Here is an 18,888-nt window from a genome sequence, read left to right on the forward strand (position 1 = left end):
CAATTGAAGCGGCGGATGTACAGTTTGCCATAAAGAACAGAGAAAGAATAAAAATTACCCTGAAATGTCTCAAAGACTTTCTCATTAATTCAAAATTGTATTATTACTATAAAGAGGGCAACCGCTCCTTTATTCCATTGTTTTTTATCGCCTATCATCTTTTTCATAAGCAGATAAGCGATGGGGAATTGGAAAAATTCTTTGCCAATTTTGATGCTAAGAATACAGAACATCCAAGAATGGAGAAATGGATATACCATTCTCTGATTAATGGAGTATTCAAAAGCAAAGGTGCTGGATGGATACCATATAAAACAGGCATCCGTAAGCTATTAGATAAAATGCAGCATTTTAAGAACAAAGATTTTCCAACCGATGAATTGTTCCAGGTTTATACTTACCATCCAATAACATTTACCCGAGCCTATAGTATTGGCAATCTCGATGAATTGGAAAGTTCATTTGTTTATTACCTTATGTATGACAGAGGACAGACCATAAGAATAAACGATATTGACCACATCATGCCTAAATCAATATTAGAATCTTTAAAGATTGAATCAGCAAAAATCAATAGCATCAAAAATTTTCAATTGATAGATTTCAGCACTAACAGGGGATTGAAGAATGCAAGTCCTTTCAAAGATTGGATTAATAGCCATGTAGCGGACAAAGCAGCTTTTGTAAAGCGGCATTTAATTCCAGTTGATGAAACATTGTGGACAGAGGATAGATTTGAAGACTTTGTTACAGCAAGAGCAAACCTGATATTGAATTGTATTTTGACGCATTTAAAATAGCTTTTAGAATTGACTGCTAAATGCTTGGAATTATACTTTATATAGCGAAGCGATGAAAGACAAATTATTTAAGAATCTCCTGCACAGTGCCGAAGGGTATGCTATTTTCAATTCCGGGGGACAACTCACTAAGGGGTATAAGCCCGACACGGTTTTAAAATGCGGGGAAGATTATATCATTATGGAGTGTGACACAGGAACAAGCCGAAAGGGATATTTGGGTTCAATGCTGAAAGCAGCAAGATATTTGACCAAGGAAAAGAAGGGCATACTAATACTGGTAATAAAAGAAAAGCCCAATACAACGGTTAAGCAAATTGCAGAACATCTTCGGGAATATTTGGCATGGCTAAAGCCGCTTACTAACCTTAGAATAGTTTACTTAATAGAAACAACTAAGTATTGCCCGGATAAAATCCCTTTAAAACTTTTGAGTTCAGAATTTGAAAAATGTGCTATTAAAATTAAGGCCGAAATTTTAAAATAGGTAAGAAACTATTTTAATAAGGCTATGCACAACAAGATTTATTCAATTGTATAGGTGGACAAGCAACAGTGCCGTAGCTGCAAAATACACAACAATCACCCTGCTTTGGCTTTAGTATAGTTTCGCAGTTTGTACACTTGTAAAAGTATTGGCAAGCATCTGTTGGCATTATTTCTTCTTTTTGAAAGCCGCATTGCGGACAAGTAATTGTTGACTGTAGTGTAATTGTTTTCTCCATTACATTTATTTTTTGTCGCAGCAAGATGACGAATCACTGCAAGTTTTATTGATTCCTGTTTCAGAAATAATGCTACTATTTATCAGTTCATAGCTTTTTACTTTGTATCCTGTTTTATTAATTGCTGCCTCAATTGTTTTTTCATCTACTTTTGATTTATCAAATGTGATTAAACTGTTCTGGTTGGTATAAGAAGTTTTATAAGCTAACACTCCATTTACTTTAGACAGTTCGTTATTTACATGCTCCTCACAAGCTTCGCAGGTCATGCCTTGTATGGTGAAGTTTATCTGCTGTTTGTTATCAACCACTGCAAGTGTTGTTGCCTGTACTTTTGGTTTTGGATAAAACATTTTTGCATACAGCGGGAAAGTCATCATCAGTATAGCAAAAACAGTTACTATTGTTAAAAAGGTTTTGGATTGAAGAAATGAAGCCTTCTTAGTTGCTTCACAATTGCAATCTACATCGTTTGCTTTAGCTGGTTTTAATTTAAGATACCATGCAAAAACTAATACAGCAATTGACAGTCCTATTAAATAAGGTCTTGCCGGCTCTATCCATGAAAAGCTAGCAGCAATGCTGCTGCTACCGGCAAGTAATGCAATAACAGGGGTGATACAACAAAGCGAAGCTGCGATAGCAGAAAGAACACCTGCGCCGGTAAATGTGCCTGATGATTTTATACTTATCATACTGTTTCCAGTTTTTGAGTTTGTACATTAATATGTTTGAAGAATGGCTTTAAAATCTTTAAATTATCCTGTGTAAGTGAATAATAAATTGTTTGCCCTTCTTTCCTGGTTTCAACAATGTTTCCATCCTTCAACTTTCGCAAATGTTGTGACACAGCCGGAATACTCATGCCTAAAATATCAGCAAGGTCGCAAGGGCATAATTCTTTTTCTTCTTCCAATAAATAGATAATCTTCAGCCTTACTTCATTTCCTGCTAAAGCCAATATGTTAGACAGGCTTGCAAAAGACTTTTGTGCAGTCCTCAACTTGCTTTTACAATTCTTTATTTGTTCCTGGTCTGCAAACAACCTGATACAAGTATTGTTTTCCATGAGGCAAAGATAGGAGAAATAATTATTTAAGCAAATTCTTAAATACGGACCAAGCCACATAACATTACCTATTAAACCTTCATCTTCTGTATCCTCACCGCATTCAATATCGCCAGTAAGGCAACGCCTACATCAGCTATTACAGCTTCCCATAAAGTGGCAATTCCTCCTGCACCTAAGATCAACACAAATATTTTGACTGTCATGGCCATAATGATATTCTGCCAAACAATGCTCCGGGTTATCTTTCCAATTTTGATTGCTGAAACAATTTTATGTGGCTGATCGTTTTGAATTACCACATCCGCTGTTTCAATAGTAGCATCACTACCTAAACCACCCATTGCAATACCGGCATCTGCCAATGCAACTACTGGTGCATCATTAACACCATCACCAACAAAAGCGATATGCCTTCCTTCATCCTTCAGTTTCTGCACTTTCTCAACTTTACCTTCCGGTAGTAAATCACCATAAGCCTCATCAATACCAATCTTCTTTGCCACTTCGTCAACTACAGATTGCTTATCACCTGATAGCATGACAGTTTTTATATTAAGACTGTGCATGTCTTTAACCGTCTGTGCAGCATCTTCTTTAATTTCATCTGCGATTGTGATATAACCTGCATACTGATTATTGATGGCTACGACAACAATTGTATGAACAATGCTTTCAATTTCTGCCGGATAGGGAACATTAAATTTCTTCAAAAGTTTTACATTACCTGCCAGTATTTGTTTCCCATCAATTTTACCTTTCAAACCATGTCCTGAAATTTCTTCTACTCCTTCTGCCTTTACCCCGTTTGTAATATCACCGGCATATTCAGTAACGGCCTTGGCAATAGGATGGGTAGAGTTTTGTTCGAGGGCTGAGGTCAGTTTCACCAATTCCTTTTCCTCTATATTTTTTGATACAACTTGCTGAACTTTAAAAACACCTTTAGTCAATGTTCCTGTCTTATCCATCACCACTGCATTTACCTTTGTCATTACGTCTAAAAAGTTTCCTCCTTTAAATAAAATGCCATTTCTTGATGCCAAACCAATCCCACCAAAATACCCCAATGGAATAGACACCACCAATGCACAGGGGCAACTGATTACAAGAAAAACCAATGCCCTGTAAAACCATGTTTGAAAGTTGTAATCAGATACAAAGAAGTAAGGAACGAAACATACTGCAACGGCTAAGAAAAATACAATAGGAGTATAAACCTTTGCAAATTTTGAAATGAATAATTGTGTTTGTGATTTCCTCGCAGTAGCATCCTGCACCATTTCTAATATCTTACTCAGCTTACTGTCTTTAAACAGTGCGTTTACTTTTACCTCTGCAACGGTGTTGAGATTTATCATCCCGGCTAATATGGTTTCTCCTTTATACTTTGTATCGGGTTTGCTTTCGCCTGTTAATGCGGCGGTATTGAAAGAAGCATTTTCTGAAAGCAGTTCCCCGTCTAAGGCAACTTTCTCTCCTGGCTTTATTTGAATGGTTTCTCCTAATTCTATAATGGAAGGGTCAGCAACAAGCGGTGAACCATTTCTTATTACTGTCACTTCATCAGGCCTCACATCGAGCAGGGCCTTAATACTGCGTTTTGCATTGTTGACTGCTGCATCCTGGAACCATTCCCCAATTTGATAAAATACCATTACTGCCACACCTTCTTCATATTCTCCAATCACAAATGCACCAATGGTGGCCACACTCATCAATACAAACTCATTAAAGAAATCACCCCGCTTTGATCTTCTGAAAGCAAGGTCTAACACTTTCCGGCCAGCCAATAAATAGGCAACCAGGTTTATTATCAATGATGCAATTTTAGGCAGTTCTATTTTGAATACATACTCCAGCACAAGTAATACGATCAATATAAGCAATGCCAATAGCAAATCCCAATGGGTTTTCCATCCGGGTTCATCTTTTTCTTGCCCCCCGTGATTGTGCCCGTCATCATTACTGTGCATGGGCACCACTTTTGCTTCATTCAACTTTTCATCCAGGTCGCAGCAGGCTTCCTGCTCTGCAATTTTTGTTTCATCATGTTTATATGCCATAAAAACTTATTTAATGTAAAAAAAATGTAACGATGCCTACTATAATTAATACCATTCCGGTAATTCGTTTTTCGTTATGCTCTATAAATTGTGAGTTCATCATCTGCACTCCTTTAAAAGCAAGCATTACAAGAGTGATAATTCCGGTGATGCTGATTGCTGCATACACTAAGGCAAGTAGTAAAATATCATCCCAACCATAGGCTCCTGCTGCAAGAAAAAGACTTTCCACTTCCAGGCAGGGAGATAGAAACATCGTTGCTGCGAATATCAGCACCCATTTGGTTTTCGATTTTTTATATTGCTGTACATCCTTGTTGGCAGCATGATGATGGTGCGGCAGGTTTACTGTAAAATAGATTAATCCGAATATTATCAATAGTACCGGTGCAATTACATGCACATATCCTTCATATTGATGTGCCAGTTTTGAACCAACCATTCCCAATGCAAAACCAAGAATAACAGTGCCCAGCACATGTGCAGATGCTGTGATAGATGCTACCAGCATCAATTCATACTTTTCCCATTTCTCCGACTTGGCAATAGCCACCAATGGCAACCAGTGGTTTGGAATAAGTGCATGAGTAATGCCTAATAATATAGTGCCTGTTATTATACTATACATGTCACAATAATGTTATTATACAATTTAATTTTAAACAATTAATCAGCGTTGTCTTTTTCGTTATGCTTATTTATCATTTTCTTCTTCCATTCTATATACCAATGCTGGTGATGTAATGAAAGCAGAAAATACAATGCAATTGCCCCAACAATTGCGATAATGAACATGTTGAGGCCTACTGCCACACCAACTGCTGCGGTACACCAAACAGTGGCTGCTGTTGTTAACCCATGCGATGTTCCGGCACTGCTGTTTCGATATATGATACCAGCCCCCAGGAACCCTACTCCTGTAACAATATTAGCTGTCACTCTTGATACAGCGGCTACATCGCTTACAAGATGTGCCGCAACAGCAGTAAATAACGTAGCTCCGATACAAACGGCGGCATAGGTTCTTATACCGGCATCCCGGCCATGCTTTTCCCTGTCAAGACCGATAAAAGCACCAAGCAGAAATGAGATGACAAGTTTGGCAACAATAATTAACTCAATTTGTATATCCATACTGTATTTATTATTATCTAATTATTGGTGGGTACGGAAACCCTGCCACTCAAGGTTTTCCATTTTTAAAACGGGACAAACAAGGCAGGGCTCCGACCCATGTAAAATCTATTCTTCCTCTTCCACATTATTCATTTTCGACAATAAATCATAAGCTCCATTTACTACTACTTTGCTATTCCTGTCAAAACCTTCGGGCAAAATCACTTCGGTATAACCATTTTCCGAAATATCAGTGGTTACTTCAATTCTTTTGAAAGCAATATGTTTTTCAACAGTTGCATTTTTATCAGCATCATCTGGCTTTTTTTCCTCTTTCATTTCTTCTGATGCAATAAAAATGTATGACTTGCCTGCCGATTGTACAATCGCCTTATCAGGCAGAGCAGTAGTGGTAGCAACACCAGTTTCGACTATTGCTTTCAGGTACATGCCAGGTAATAGGTTTTTATCTTCCTGCAACAAATGACCATGTACCCGAACCGTTCGCTCAGCACTGATTTCACGGCCAATCAAATGCACTTCTGCAAATCGTTCCTTTGTTTCATTATTCAACACAAAACGAATTTTTTGGCCGATTTTTAATTTCGGAACATCCTTTTCAAAAATGATAAGCTCTGCATGAAGGTGGCGGGTATCTACAATTTCAAATAGCTCCTGGTTAGCGTTTACAAACTTGCCTATGTTCACCAATACCTTAGTAACATAGCCTGTTATAGGAGCATAAATATTTGCCCTGCCGGAGATGTTTCCCGGATTGATTTTATCAGGATTAATATTGATGAGTTGCAGCTTTGATTTTAAACCCTGCACCCTTGCCATCATACTATTGTATTCGCTGCTGGCTTTTTGCACTGTTTTTTTTGCATTTACATTTTCTTTTGCCAGTTCCTGTTGCCGTTCTAATTCTTCTTTCAGGTAAACCAACTGGCTTTTATAGTCCAGGTAATCTTGCTGAAGCTGGATAAATTCAGGGTTTTCGAGTACGGCTATTACTTCGCCTTTTACTACTGGCTTGCCTTGTAACAAATCAGTATTTTTTAAAGTACCTCCATAGGGAGAAGAAACAGTTAATAACTGCTGCGGAGGAACATCGAGTACTCCCGATGCCCGGATAATACTGCTGAGATTTTTATCTTCAACAGCGCCATATTGTATGTTGACGGTTTTAAACTGGTCTTCAGACAAATCCACCATGTCTGCTTCTTCGGTTTTCGTTTCTTCTGCCGGGGCAGCTTCGGCACTTCCTTTGGAAGAGCAGGATGAAAGGCATATAGCGGCCGTAGTGAGTATAACCAATGAACTTAAAAATTTCTGTTTCATATTAATTTTATTTTAGCCCGTTCTTATTAATTGATGCCGCCGATAAATTCGATAGCAATAACGGTTTGATTGTATTGGTTTAAAAGTTTTGTGTATTCCTGTTTTACAACAACAGCATTATTGAGTGATTGCGTTAATTCATAATAACCGATTTCGCCGGCAGTAAAAGCTTTTTGTGCCTGGGTGATGATGAGATTGGCTTGCGGTAAAGCAGTATTGCGGTAGTAGTTGATTTGAACTCTTTGTTTTTGCAATTCGCCAAACAGCCTTGTCAATTCGGCCTGCAGGTTGTATTGATAATTGGTCAGTTCTGCTTCACGACGCACCCGGTTTATTTCTGCCGCTTTTACTTTTTCTTTTTGCGCCCTGGCAAATATGGGAATGCTGATGCCCAAATTAACACCCTGGAAACGGCGGCCAACTCCATAATATTTATCAACACCGTTTACGGTTTGATAGCCCACCAGCGACTGGTTGAAATAGCCTACTGAGAAATCAGGTTTTAATCTCGATTGCTCAACAGCTTTCTCTCTGTTTGCAATATCAATTTGCTGTTTAATAAATGCCAGTGTAGGGTTGGCAGCAATGGCAGCAGTATCAAAATTTACCTGTATCTGTTTTTCAACAAGTAAAGTGTCGGCAATAGCCGTAACAGAAGAATCTGCAGTAAACACTTTCAGACGGTTTAATTCAATACGGTAATCTTCTTCTGCATTTCTCAATTGCGCCTTTATCTCATTCACCTTGCTTTCAGCATTATAATTTTCCAATGCATTTGTTTCACCCGTTTTGTACCGTAATGCTGATGCCCTCAATACATTTTCATAAATAGCCAGCATTTCTTTCAGCAATCTTATTTCCTCTATCCAAAAACTTAACTGGTAGTACGATGTTTTTGTATTAGCCGCCAGTTCAGTTTGATAAACTTTTAATTGCAACTCACTGCTTTTGATATTTGACTCAGATAGCTTTATGAGACTTTTGAAGTAAGCCGGATTAGGTATGCCCTGATTAATGCTGAAATTATTATCATAAGTAATGCGGCTGTTGTACTGGCCAAAAGTTACGCCGACATTTGTTTTGCCATAGTCCTTTACCGTTTTTTTCAATTGTTGCTGGTAACTTATATCCAGCGTTCCTACTTTTACCAAAGGATTATTCTTCATAGCTGATGTAACAGCCTCATTAAGATTTATGACTGTCTTTGGTTGTTGAGCATTTGCGGCAAAGGATGATGCTAAAAACAGGATGAATAATGAAGGGAAGTGCTTAGCCGGAGATATTTTTTTTACTTTTGGTTTTATCTTTTCAAACCAGGTATATAACACCGGTAGCACCACCAACGTAAGAAAAGTAGCTGTTATCAATCCACCTATTACAACTGTTGCTAATGGCCGTTGTACTTCCGCACCCGAACCTCTTGATAAAGCCATTGGAAGGAAGCCCAATGAAGCAACTGCTGCAGTCATTAACACCGGTCGCAACCGCACAGAGGTCCCTTTTAAAATAATGGCATTTATGTCAGTCATGCCTCCTTTTTTCAACCGGTTAAACTCACTGATAAGTACGATGCCATTTAGTACCGCCACTCCAAACAGTGCGATAAAACCAACACCTGCCGAAATACTGAATGGCATACCCCTGAACCATAAGGCAAATACACCGCCTATTGCACTCATGGGTATAGCTGTAAAAATGAGTAAGGAATATTTAATTGAACCAAACGTAAAGAATAGAAGCAGCAGGATTAATGCTAATGCAACTGGGACTGCAACGGATAACCTTTTGTTAGCTTCTTCAAGATTTTTAAATTGTCCTCCATAAGTAATAAAATAACCGGGGGGCATTTTTACCTGCTTCTCAATTTTTTCCTGCATTTCTTTTACAACCGATGAGATGTCCCTGCCTCTTGTATTAAAGCCGACAATGATTCTCCTCTTTGCATCTTCACGTTGTATCTGGTTAGGGCCTAACTGCAAATTGACATCTGCTACCTGTTCCAATGGAATCTGGTTACCATCAGGAGCCGCAACAAATAATCCTTTTACATCATCAATACTCTGGCGGTTTGCTTTTTCCAAACGCACTACCATGTCAAACCTTTTTTCACCCTCGTAAACAATGCCGGCAGATTCTCCTGCAAAAGCAGCACTAATGGTGCGGTTTATATCTTCTACATTTAAACCAAACTGTGCAATCTTATCCCTGTTTAGTTTAACGACAATCTGTGGAAGCCCGGTTACCTGTTCTACATATAAATCTTCTGCACCTTTTACCGTAGGTACAATCACACCAATTTTTTTTGCCAGGTCTGCCAGCACATCCAGGTCTTCTCCAAATATTTTAATACCTACATCCTGGCGAACACCTGAAATCAATTCATTAAAACGAAGTTGTATAGGCTGCGACAACCCATAGGAAACACCGGGAATTTTTTCCAGTTCCTTTTGCATCAGTTCAGCCAGTTCTTCCCGGTTATGTGCACTGGTCCATTCCTTTTTATCTTTTAAAAGAATGGTAATGTCACATGCTTCTATGGGCATAGGGTCGGTTGGTATCTCAGAGGCACCTATCTTTCCAATCACCTCTTTTACTTCAGGGAATTTTTTCATCAGTAAATCAGAAGCCTGCGTTATTTTTTCAATCGTTTGGCTTAACGAGCTACCTGTAAGCAACCTTGTTTCTACCGCAAAATCTCCTTCTTCCAAGGTGGGAATAAATTCACCACCTAAGGTTTTAAAAATGATAAGGCTGATTACAAATACTCCCACAGCAATGCTTACCACCAATAATTTCATCTTTAATGCACCACGTATTAATGGTGTGTAAAGCCGTTGGAAAAACTTCATCATTTTATCTGAAAGGTTTTCTTTGTGGCTGATTTTCTTGCTTAATGCAAGGGCACTCATCATGGGCACATAAGTAAGTGAAAGCAGGAATGCACCAAGTATGGCGAATGAAACTGTTTGTGCCATTGGACCAAACATTTTTCCTTCAATGCCAACCAGTGCGAGAATAGGCAGGTATACAATTAAGATGATGATTTGCCCGAACGCAGCCGAGTTCATCATTTTGCCTGCTGATTTATATACTTCATCATTCAATTGGTCTTGTGTCATTCTTCCAGGCTTTCGATGGCCTAACTGATGCATGGTTGCTTCAACAATAATCACGGCTCCGTCCACAATCAAACCAAAGTCAATTGCGCCTAAACTCATCAGGTTGCCAGACACACCAAACAGGTTCATCAACGAAATAGCAAAAAGCATGGCAAGAGGAATTACGGAAGCCACTATCAACCCGGAACGGATATTGCCAAGAAAAACCACCAATACAAAAATTACAATCAAGGCACCTTCAATAAGGTTAGTTTTTACAGTTCCAATAGCCCTGCTAACTAAAGCACTTCTGTCAAGAAAGGGTTCAATGACCACACCTTCCGGCAAGCTTTTCTGAATCTGGATTATTTTATCTTTTACACTATTAATTACAATGCTGGAATTTGCTCCCTTGAGCATTAATACAATGCCACCAACTACTTCCCCTTCTGCATTACGGGTTAATGCCCCGTATTGTGTAGCATGACCCAACTGTACTGTAGCAATATCCCTTACCAGCACGGGTGCACCACCGGAAGTTCTTGTAACTACAATTTTTTCTATGTCAGTGATTGTTTTAATAAAGCCTTCGCTGCGGATAAAATAAGCGTTGGGCTTTTTATCTATATATGCACCACCCGTATTCTGATTATTCTTTTCAAGGGCATTAAATATATCTGCTATGGATAGGTTATAGCTGCGAAGCTTATCTGCATTCAATGCAATTTCATATTGCTTTAAAAGACCGCCGAAGCTACTTACATCAGCAATACCGGGTGTGCCAAGCAACTGACGACGGACGATCCAGTCTTGTATTGTCCGAAGCGACATGGCATCGTATTTATTTTCATATCCTTTTTTTGCATGTAAAACATATTGATAAATTTCACCTAATCCCGTAGATATAGGAGCCATCTCAGGATTGCCAATATTATTTGGTATTTGGTTACGGGCTTCTATAAGCCGTTCACCTACTTGCTGACGAGCCCAATATATGTTAGCATCATCATGAAATACAACAGTAACTACAGATAATCCAAACCTTGATATGGAACGGATTTCCTTGATTTCGGGAATCGTAGCCATTGTTTGCTCGACAGGAAAGGATATTAACTGTTCTACTTCCTGAGCCGCTAATGATGGACTAATAGTAATTATTTGCACTTGATTGTTGGTGATATCCGGCACAGCATCAATCGGCAATTTTTTTGCCGAATAAACGCCCCATATTATTAATGCAAGTGTAAACAGGCCAATGACCAATTTATTTTTTATGGAGAATTGAATGATTTTATTGAGCATATTTCTATTTAATGTTTTGAAACAAGACGATAATACTTAATTATTATTCCGGCTATCGCCATCAGCATAATAATGCCAAGCACTATCAGTGTAACAATTTTTGTAACCCGCATCCACAATGGCTTTACAGGGTCTTTGATCTTCCTGTAAACTGGTTTACGGCGGGTCTTTGACTTTCTTTTCTTAGTCATAACCTCGTGGTAGCCGAAATAATAAAAATGCAAAAGTCAGCGCATGATAACTGCACTGATACGAGAGGGGGTTAAGCAGTTATTTTGGGAGGCTGCCAGATAGAATAGGAAACTTCTGAATTAAAGTTTTCGTTATAAAGAGGAAACTTCTCAGATTGGAAACCGATTTTTGCAACCTGAACTTTGTTCAAAGGATTATAAAAGGCTGACGCTGCGCAGCACGAACAGGTGCAAAAAGGTGTGCATGCTTCTTTCGAATGATTATGCTCCTGGTGATTGGAAGAAGCTGAAACTTTTACTTCTGATTTTGCATCACATTCCGTGCTGTCGCTGCATGGAAGGCATGACAGGTAGAGCAGGAAAAAGCCTAAAAAGAAAAATAAAAATTTCATTGTTGCAAAAATAGCAGGATATGTTGCAATATTCACCAGAAATAGGCTCCTAAAATGGTAATGTGGTTGCAAAAAGCGGAGAATCAACCTGTTTTTACCGATTTCGCAACCCTTTTTTGCCCCATTTGGCACTCACAAAGAACAAAGCAAACCCACTCAGCACCGTTACCAGGCCAAATATTGAAAAAGCCCGAAGCAGCCAGTTGCCGATATGATCCCGGCTTTCATAATCCATCGTGTGCATCATCCACAGAAAATCAAATATTCTCCATTTGTTGTTCCTGAATTTTTGAACGGTACCTAATTCACTGGCAACGTAAACGGTCGTTTTTGAAGGATGCTCAAAGGTAATGGCATAAGCAGGCAGAGGGCTTTCCCGGTATTCGTGATGACCATTTGTACCTGTCAGGTATTCAACTGATTTTACTTTTGGTTCACCATTAAATCTCATTTTGGCTACTTCAACTGCTTCTTCTTTTGTCAATGACCCACGAAGCTTACCTGTTTCTGCATTGGCAAGATGATTCATTGCCTGTATGTCATGTTCATGATTAGATTCATTGTGAATGGCACTTATACAACGAACCTGGTAAAAAGGCTTTCCAAGAATTTCAATCAATTGGATAGATACAACCGAATCAATGGAGTGAACTTTTTTTATTGTATCCAGCACTACTGTAGGACTAACCAGAGAAATATCAGATGAGAGTAGTGGTGCATTTTTCTTTTGAAAATCTCCATGCACTTCACCCATATTGCTCCAACTGAAATATAATCCGCCAATTGCCCACATCATAAACTGGATGCCGAGAATAACTCCCAGCCAGCGATGAGTTTTGCGGATGTAGTAGTGTTTGCTCTTTGCCATAAACAGTAATATTATTTACAAGTATGAGAAATAAAAATACAATCAATATAATCAGTAGCCATGTGCATCAATAACCCGACAGATACGATACGGAATTTTGGAAATAAAAACAACAAAGCATATATAACTATGGCGATATAACTATGCAGGGGATGAAAACCAATACTACAACGGCAGGGATGATAGAAAGGAGTTGCCAATAAATGGTCAAAATCTATCAACATTGTTAACAATAATACCAGGTAAGCTTGTTTCCATCGTTTTCTGAAAAAGACAAAAGTAATTCCTAAGGGAAAAACAAAATGAAGAAAATAATGAATAACCTTTTGAACAATTTCCATTCTCTTTTAGCTACTGCTATTTTACTTTCAAAAGACTTGCATTTATAGCAACCACTACTGTACTTACACTCATCAATACCGCACCAGCAGCAGGGCTTAACAATATTCCCATTTTGTATAACACACCTGCCGCCAATGGTAAAGCCACCACATTATACCCTGTGGCCCAAATCAAATTCTGAATCATCTTCCTGTAAGTGGCTTTACCAAACTGAATGAGTGAAACAACATCTTTCGGATTGCTGTTAACCAATACAATCCCTGCTGTTTCGGCGGCAATATCAGAACCTGAACCGACTGCAATACCCACATTGGCCTGTGCCAGTGCAGGGGCATCATTTACTCCGTCGCCTGTCATAGCAACATATTCACCTTTACTTTGGAGTTCTTTTATTTTCTCTAACTTTTGATGTGGTAGTACTTCCGCAATAAAACTGTCCATCCCCAACCGTTCACTTACCCCTTTTGCCACAGTTGCATTATCACCTGTTAATAAGATTGCCTTGATATTATTTTCATGCAATGTTTTAATAGCATCTGCAGATTCAGGTCTTATTTCATCAGCCAGTGCAATGGAACCGGCAATATCATCATCAATTAATACAAAGACTAATGTCTCTTCTTCCTTTACAACACTGTCCTTTGTAAGAAAAGTAAATTTTTCTTTTAAGTATCCGGGGCTAACCACCATTATATCTTTGCTATCAATTATACCAGTTATCCCTTTTCCTGTAATGGCTTCAAAACCTGTAACCACAGGAAGCTCAAGATTCAATTCTTTTGCTTTCGCTGTTATACCCGTTGCTATTGGATGTTCTGAATTTTGTTCAAGAGCCGCAGCGTATTGGAGAACCTGTTCCTGTGTATATTTATCATTATGCGTTACATACCGTACTACCTGAAATTTTCCTACTGTCAGCGTTCCTGTTTTATCAAATACTAATGTGGTTATTTTTCTTGCATTTTCAAAAGCTGTCCTGTTCTTTATCAGTAAACCATGTTTTGCTGATAATGCTGTTGATTTTGCCACTACCAACGGCACCGCCAATCCCAAAGCATGGGGGCAACAAATCACAATGACTGTTACCATCCGCTCAATGGAAAACGCTAAGTCTTTTCCTGATAAATACCATACGAGAAATGTGGTGATGCCTGCTACAATAGCAATCAGCGTAAGCCATCTTGCTGCCTTGTCCGCAATTAATTGTGTTCTGGATTTTGATTTTTGTGCATCCTGCACCAGCTTTATCACCTGGGATAAGTAAGAGTTCCCGGCACTATGTGACACAGAAACTTTTATAGCCCCGTTTCCATTTATTGAACCAGCTATCACTTTATCACCTTTTGTTTTCTCCACTGGTTTTGATTCGCCGGTGAGCATGGATTCATTAAGGTAACTTTCCCCATCTACGATAACGCCATCTGCTGCAACCTTCTCACCGGGCTTAATGAGTATCACATCATTTTCTTTCAGGGATTCTGTTTTTACATCTGTTATATTTTCTCCATTGACTAAATGAGCATCATCCGGCATCAATTGTACAAGGAGTTCTAATTCTCTTGAAGCGCCGGCAACGGATCTCATTTCAATCCAGTGGCCCAGCAGCATTATTAAAATCAAAGTGGCCAGTTCCCAAAAGAAATCCATTCCTTTTAACCCGAATACAGTAGCTACGCTGTATATGTAAGCAACAGAAATAGCAAATGCTACCAATGTCATCATGCCGGGATTCTTGGCTCTCATTTCACCAACCAATCCCTTTAAAAAAGGCCAGCCACCATAAAAAAATACAACAGAAGATAAAACGAGCAATATATATTTTGAACCGGGGAAACTGAAATGAATATTCAACCAGTGCTGAATCATTTCCGATAACAGCATAACGGGAATCGTAAGAATCAGCACAACATAAAAACGTTTTTTAAAATCTGCTATTCCTGACGAATGAGCATCATGGCCATCGTGTTTACCAGGTTTTGCAAGTGGCACTAAAGTCATTCCACATAAAGGGCATTTGCCAGGCCCGTCCTGCACAACCTGCGGATGCATGGGGCAGGTGTATTTCTGGAAGCCTTGTGACGTTCGCATTTCAACAACAGGGGCAACATGACCTTCATGTGAAGCAATTGCTTCTTTTTTGGATTCAGTATGTTGATGCTGCAAATGAGAATGTTCTTTTTCTTTTGCATCAACAGGAACGAGATTCATTCCGCATTTGGGACAACTGCCGGGTTCGTTTTTCACAATTTCAGAATGCATTGGGCAGGTGTACCGTTGTTGATTGTAGTGATTATGTTCCATAAAACATTTTTATTTGTTTTTAATAAATCAATAGTGCCATGTTAATCCAATTCCCCATTTGTAATCGCTGTCATAATTTGTGCTGATGGAAAATGATTTAGCAATCATATATCTTGCTGCTACATTATATTCCTTATCGGTATTTACCCTGAAATCAAAAAAGAAATTATTGCTTAATGGTAAATCCCTTCTTTCTAATTGCAACCGTAAACGGCCCGTATGGTCAATCCGCCATTCAGAACGTATGAGCATAGGCAATAAATAATAAAAGCCAGCATCAAAAACCCTGCGATTATCTTTTGAGTTGGGTTTGTTTGCTAATGGCAGCGTTTTATTTTTCCGGTAATCAAAGCCTATAAAAAAGGCGAGGTATTGTTTTTTATCGAGGTAACGCAGTAAATGTGTTTCTGTTTCGTAGTTTCCTCTCCAGCTTGCCCTTCCTTCAAATTCCAACGCCATTTTATTGTTTGAAATATTTCCACTCAGCCATGCGCCCTGTGAGTGTACTGATAAATCATACCAGGGATAAAGAACATTATCTTCTTTTTTTAATTTCTTATATCCGGTTTTAGCGAATTCATTTTGCTCACTTCCTTCATAGCTTACTATCCGTGCCATACCTGCCATCATGTGGTATAAAATATGGCAATGAAAAAACCAGTCCTGCTCTTCGTTGGCATCAAATTCAATAGTTACGGTTTCCATTGGCTTAATATCGAATGTGTGTTTCATGGGCGAATATTCACCTTGAGTATTGATGAACCGAAAAAAGTGGCCATGCAAATGCAACGGGTGCCGCATCATGGTATTGTTGGTTAACACAAATCTTACCCGTTCACCTTTTCGTATGAGAATTTTATCAGCAACAGACAGTGTCTTAAAATCAAATGACCAAACATACCGGAGCATATTGCCGGTAAGTGCAAGCTTAACTTCCCGTGGTACTAAAGAGGAATCTAATGTGGTTGGATGCAATGCCCGCAGCATATTGTAATTGAATTCACCCGGCATTTCCATTTTCATATCCATGCCTGCCATATCATCCATCTTCATGCCCTCCATACTATTCATGTCCATTTCTTTTTTGGGAGATGAAGTATCATTGGGCATATTCATATTTTTCATGTCCATACCCTGCATATTGCCCATGTCCATTCCTTTCATATTCATGCTACCCATTTCCTTCATCATTTTAAAATAATCCAACCTTGGAATATCAGGGGCTTTAATAACAGGGCCGTTGCCAAAGAAAGCAGACGAATATCCCATTACGTCCCATGATGTAGCCCTAAGTTCTGCAGCGCCTGTTTCGGGCACTGTAATCAATACGTCGTAAGTTTCTGCAATAGCAATTTCCAGTTTATTTACATTAACAGGAGTTACATTAATACCATCAGCGGCAATTATCCGCATATAGCTGTTGCCATACTGCAGGTTGAAGTAAGTGGCAGCCGAACCATTGATTATCCTTAGCCTGATTATCTCTCCCGGCTTAGCGTCTTTAAATTCATTTGTTTCATGCCCGTTTAATAAGAATTTATTGTAATAAACATCTGATACATCCATGGCAGGCATGCGCTGCCATTCCTGTTTCAGTTTATCTTTAAATGCACCTGCTGCAATAGCTTCTCCATAGCTCTGCAATGCGCCTTTTTTAATGGCATACCATTCGCCACCACGTTTCAGGTAACGCATTACCTGGTGCGGGTTTTCATCTGTCCAGTCGGATAATAATAATACATACTCTTTCAATTGCGGGTCCGGCTGGGCAGGGTGGATTACAATAGAGCCATACAAACCGCTTTGCTCCTGTACCATAGTGTGTGAATGGTACCAGTAAGTACCGCTTTGTATCAATGGAAAAGTGAATGTATAAGTTTTGCCGGCTTCCACTGGAGAAGTTGTTAAATAAGGAACGCCATCTTCTTTATTGGGTAATAATAAGCCATGCCAGTGGATGGATGTTTCCATCTTCATCATGTTGTGTACCCTGATAATAGCTGTATCACCTTCAGTAAATTCAAGAATAGGAGCCGGTATCTGTCCATTGATTGCAATGGCATGACGTCGTTTGCCGGTAAAGTTTACCATCGTATCGGTTACATACAAGTCGTACTCCACTTTCTTACCCTGGTATATGTTTCCGGGAGCAAGCTGGGTTTTCTTTAAAGGGAAATTGTACGAAGTTATTTTTTTTGGTCCATCATCCATTGCTCCTGGCATGGAGTGATTCATCTGTGCAAAAGTGTAAACAGGAATCAGGAAAACAAATAAAAGCAGTTTCTTCATAATGATAGTATTTATTGTTTTGGCTGCTTATAATTCTTTTTACGGGCCGGGTTATTGTCGGGAAAACGCAATGTATCCATCGGATTTTTCACCGGCATTTTCATGTTGTCCATCCCGGGCATGTCCATTTTGTTCATGTCTTTCATATTCATTGATGAATCCATTTTCATCTTATCCATTCCCGGCATGTTGTTCATATCTTTCATGTTCATGGAAGAATCCATTTTCATATCCTTCATGTCTTTCATTTTATCCATACCAGGCATATTCTTCATGCCTTTCATCTTATCCATTCCTTTCATGCTTTTCATGTCCTTCATATTGTTCATGCCAGTATTTTTATCCATACCGGGCATATTCATGTCTTTCATATTCATGGAAGAATCCGTTTTCATGTTTTCCATTCCCGGCATATTATTCATATCGTTCATACCCGGCATGGTATCGTTCATTTTCATTTCCGTATCATTTTTCATATCCATGTTCTTCATGTCTTTCATATCGCCACCTTCACCATGGCCTTTCATTAAATACCTGCCCATAGGCCCCACACCTGCCACATGGGTAAGTTTTGCCCCATGATGCCCCGCAATTGACAAAAAGATAGCAGCGATTATGGCAGCCATCAATACGATAATTTCAAATGAACGCCGGTTGATTTTGAAAAACACACCGATGCTTTTCAGCAAAAAAGTAATACCGCTCATCCAAAGCGTCAGTTGTGCATACTTTTCATGTTGTTCAAATATTTCCATAGCAGCCTTGGGTGCATCGGCAGAAGGCATTGCATGAAAAATGGTACTGGCTGCAAGTGAAGACAAGAAAGCACCAGCCATAATTATGAGTGTAACCCATTTAATCTGCTTCAGGTCTTTCCAAACCAGAACGGCCTGTAAAGCTGCTGCCAATAAAATAAGTACAATAGGAAAATGTACTACCAATGGATGTAAGGAAGGAAAGTCTTTAAACATTATAAATTAAGTTTACT

At 39.0% G+C, this 18,888-nt stretch carries 16 protein-coding genes; 2 read left to right on the top strand and 14 right to left on the bottom strand.

The window, feature by feature from the left end; genetic code table 11:
• Together IQ13_RS21005 and IQ13_RS21010 are read left to right on the top strand one after the other, a co-directional pair.
• Window positions 1-800: DUF1524 domain-containing protein (locus IQ13_RS21005; RefSeq protein WP_144888718.1), on the top strand; the 800-nt coding region annotated here is incomplete at its 5' end.
• A gap of 52 nt (window positions 801-852) precedes the next feature.
• Window positions 853-1,287: a hypothetical protein gene (locus IQ13_RS21010; protein WP_144888719.1), complete on the top strand. Its 435-nt coding sequence runs from the start codon at window positions 853-855 to the stop codon at window positions 1,285-1,287.
• Window positions 1,288-1,309: 22 nt separating this feature from the next.
• Here IQ13_RS21010 and IQ13_RS21680 read toward each other — a convergent pair whose 3' ends face one another.
• The 14 genes from IQ13_RS21680 to IQ13_RS21080 form a co-directional block, all read right to left on the bottom strand.
• Complete coding sequence (locus IQ13_RS21680; protein WP_144888720.1) at window positions 1,310-1,525, bottom strand: GDCCVxC domain-containing (seleno)protein; 216 nt, start codon at window positions 1,523-1,525, stop codon at window positions 1,310-1,312.
• Window positions 1,526-1,530: 5 nt separating this feature from the next.
• Window positions 1,531-2,220: a mercuric transport protein MerTP gene (gene merTP / locus IQ13_RS21020; RefSeq protein WP_144888721.1), complete on the bottom strand. Its 690-nt coding sequence runs from the start codon at window positions 2,218-2,220 to the stop codon at window positions 1,531-1,533.
• Window positions 2,217-2,594: an ArsR/SmtB family transcription factor gene (locus IQ13_RS21025; RefSeq protein ID WP_144888722.1), complete on the bottom strand. Its 378-nt coding sequence runs from the start codon at window positions 2,592-2,594 to the stop codon at window positions 2,217-2,219. The genes merTP and IQ13_RS21025 overlap by 4 nt, the downstream gene beginning before the upstream one ends.
• Window positions 2,595-2,665: 71 nt before the next feature.
• Entirely contained in the window at window positions 2,666-4,660 is a 1,995-nt protein-coding gene (locus tag IQ13_RS21030; protein WP_144888723.1) for a heavy metal translocating P-type ATPase, read from the bottom strand.
• A 10-nt stretch (window positions 4,661-4,670) separates the two neighbouring features.
• The gene (locus IQ13_RS21035) at window positions 4,671-5,288 is read right to left on the bottom strand and encodes a hypothetical protein (RefSeq protein ID WP_144888724.1); all 618 of its coding nucleotides are present in this window, start codon (window positions 5,286-5,288) and stop codon (window positions 4,671-4,673) included.
• Between the two features lie 38 nt (window positions 5,289-5,326).
• Window positions 5,327-5,794, bottom strand: a complete 468-nt coding sequence (locus tag IQ13_RS21040; RefSeq protein WP_144888725.1) for an MgtC/SapB family protein — start codon at window positions 5,792-5,794, stop codon at window positions 5,327-5,329.
• A gap of 108 nt (window positions 5,795-5,902) precedes the next feature.
• The gene (locus IQ13_RS21045) at window positions 5,903-7,117 is read right to left on the bottom strand and encodes an efflux RND transporter periplasmic adaptor subunit (RefSeq protein ID WP_144888726.1); all 1,215 of its coding nucleotides are present in this window, start codon (window positions 7,115-7,117) and stop codon (window positions 5,903-5,905) included.
• Between the two features lie 26 nt (window positions 7,118-7,143).
• Window positions 7,144-11,517, bottom strand: a complete 4,374-nt coding sequence (locus IQ13_RS21050; protein WP_144888727.1) for a CusA/CzcA family heavy metal efflux RND transporter — start codon at window positions 11,515-11,517, stop codon at window positions 7,144-7,146.
• A gap of 262 nt (window positions 11,518-11,779) precedes the next feature.
• Entirely contained in the window at window positions 11,780-12,100 is a 321-nt protein-coding gene (locus IQ13_RS21055) for a DUF6660 family protein (protein ID WP_144888728.1), read from the bottom strand.
• A gap of 94 nt (window positions 12,101-12,194) precedes the next feature.
• Entirely contained in the window at window positions 12,195-12,968 is a 774-nt protein-coding gene (locus IQ13_RS21060; protein WP_144888729.1) for a hypothetical protein, read from the bottom strand.
• Between the two features lie 11 nt (window positions 12,969-12,979).
• Complete coding sequence (locus IQ13_RS21740; protein WP_144888730.1) at window positions 12,980-13,309, bottom strand: DUF6122 family protein; 330 nt, start codon at window positions 13,307-13,309, stop codon at window positions 12,980-12,982.
• Window positions 13,310-13,325: 16 nt separating this feature from the next.
• Window positions 13,326-15,611, bottom strand: a complete 2,286-nt coding sequence (locus IQ13_RS21070) for a copper-translocating P-type ATPase (protein ID WP_242009598.1) — start codon at window positions 15,609-15,611, stop codon at window positions 13,326-13,328.
• A 27-nt stretch (window positions 15,612-15,638) separates the two neighbouring features.
• Window positions 15,639-17,900, bottom strand: coding sequence for a multicopper oxidase domain-containing protein (locus tag IQ13_RS21075; RefSeq protein WP_144888731.1), 2,262 nt, complete (start codon window positions 17,898-17,900; stop codon window positions 15,639-15,641).
• Window positions 17,901-17,911: 11 nt separating this feature from the next.
• The gene (locus IQ13_RS21080; RefSeq protein WP_144888732.1) at window positions 17,912-18,871 is read right to left on the bottom strand and encodes a DUF2231 domain-containing protein; all 960 of its coding nucleotides are present in this window, start codon (window positions 18,869-18,871) and stop codon (window positions 17,912-17,914) included.
• Window positions 18,872-18,888 lie beyond the last annotated feature (17 nt).

Origin of the sequence: Lacibacter cauensis (assembly GCF_007830055.1) — a bacterium.
In the GTDB taxonomy this organism is placed as follows: Bacteria; Bacteroidota; Bacteroidia; order Chitinophagales; family Chitinophagaceae; genus Lacibacter; species Lacibacter cauensis.

Coding starts and splice junctions, on each gene's coding strand:
- IQ13_RS21010 (WP_144888719.1), top strand. CDS start 853: ATGAAAGACAAATTATTTAAGAATCTCCTGCACAGTGCCGAAGGGTAT.
- IQ13_RS21680 (WP_144888720.1), bottom strand. CDS start 1,525: ATGGAGAAAACAATTACACTACAGTCAACAATTACTTGTCCGCAATGC.
- merTP (WP_144888721.1), bottom strand. CDS start 2,220: ATGATAAGTATAAAATCATCAGGCACATTTACCGGCGCAGGTGTTCTT.
- IQ13_RS21025 (WP_144888722.1), bottom strand. CDS start 2,594: ATGGAAAACAATACTTGTATCAGGTTGTTTGCAGACCAGGAACAAATA.
- IQ13_RS21030 (WP_144888723.1), bottom strand. CDS start 4,660: ATGGCATATAAACATGATGAAACAAAAATTGCAGAGCAGGAAGCCTGC.
- IQ13_RS21035 (WP_144888724.1), bottom strand. CDS start 5,288: ATGTATAGTATAATAACAGGCACTATATTATTAGGCATTACTCATGCA.
- IQ13_RS21040 (WP_144888725.1), bottom strand. CDS start 5,794: ATGGATATACAAATTGAGTTAATTATTGTTGCCAAACTTGTCATCTCA.
- IQ13_RS21045 (WP_144888726.1), bottom strand. CDS start 7,117: ATGAAACAGAAATTTTTAAGTTCATTGGTTATACTCACTACGGCCGCT.
- IQ13_RS21050 (WP_144888727.1), bottom strand. CDS start 11,517: ATGCTCAATAAAATCATTCAATTCTCCATAAAAAATAAATTGGTCATT.
- IQ13_RS21055 (WP_144888728.1), bottom strand. CDS start 12,100: ATGAAATTTTTATTTTTCTTTTTAGGCTTTTTCCTGCTCTACCTGTCA.
- IQ13_RS21060 (WP_144888729.1), bottom strand. CDS start 12,968: ATGGCAAAGAGCAAACACTACTACATCCGCAAAACTCATCGCTGGCTG.
- IQ13_RS21740 (WP_144888730.1), bottom strand. CDS start 13,309: ATGGAAATTGTTCAAAAGGTTATTCATTATTTTCTTCATTTTGTTTTT.
- IQ13_RS21070 (WP_242009598.1), bottom strand. CDS start 15,611: ATGGAACATAATCACTACAATCAACAACGGTACACCTGCCCAATGCAT.
- IQ13_RS21075 (WP_144888731.1), bottom strand. CDS start 17,900: ATGAAGAAACTGCTTTTATTTGTTTTCCTGATTCCTGTTTACACTTTT.
- IQ13_RS21080 (WP_144888732.1), bottom strand. CDS start 18,871: ATGTTTAAAGACTTTCCTTCCTTACATCCATTGGTAGTACATTTTCCT.